The sequence below is a fragment of the Mycobacterium sp. ZZG genome (genome assembly GCF_054786995.1).
Map to the genome: position 1 here is coordinate 1 of NZ_JBTBFV010000178.1, position 873 is coordinate 873.

Here is an 873-nt window from a genome sequence, read left to right on the forward strand (position 1 = left end):
CTTCCCGAACCAGCGCGCCAACGCCGGCTCATGATCGGACCTTCGGATATTCAGATCATCCTCGGGAAGGTGCGCCCACTTTCACGCCCCCACACCGAGGCTCATCCACAGGTTCTGATCATTGCTCCACCCGACTGACGGGTGTTGAGACAGGATGTAACTGACATCATTCGGTGCCAATCCGAACAGTTGCCACCCCAGGCCAAATGGGTCAGCCAAGCGCACGACAGTTTCCTGTCCGCGTTCGACGAGGTAAGACAAGTAGTGGGCGAAGATGTAACCGACAACGATGGGAACCAAGGAATGCGCCAACTGGCCCGGAAGTTCTTGGCGCTTCTCGGGACTGATGCCGCCGGTTGATCGTGCAGCACCCCAGAAGGTCACACCAACAACGGCGACGAAGAGAATCAATGCCGTTGTCCGCAGCACTGTCGCACCGCCGGCCTCGCCGAAGAGCGGAACCACCATAGCGTTGCGATCGACGAAGTTTCGGAATGCCGGAGCTTGGGAGAAACTGTCGAACGCGGTAGAGCCCAGCAGCACCGCCAGAACTGCGACAATTCCGGGACGCACTGGCAACGTCGGCAGATGATCGAGGGGATTGACGACTTCCACTCGTCCCGATGCCGGCGAACGCCGAAAGGGTGATAGCCGCGAGACCGCCATGCTGTAGACCTCGAACGGGTCTGCCCGTGCGAACCACCGAGCACCAAAGACCCACGCACCGACCCCCATCGCCCCTACGTGAGCAATGATCAGAACCTGTGGATGAGCCTCGGTGTGGGGGCGTGAAAGTGGGCGCACCTTCCCGAGGATGATCTGAATATCCGAAGGTCCGATCATGAGCCGGCGTTGGCGCGCTGGTTCGGGAAG

At 60.3% G+C, this 873-nt stretch carries 1 pseudogene; it reads right to left on the reverse strand.

Annotated features, from left to right (window positions below):
• Positions 1–81: 81 nt before the first annotated feature.
• Positions 82–873 (reverse strand): annotated as a pseudogene (locus ACXMYJ_RS29230) (hypothetical protein); the annotation flags it as partial.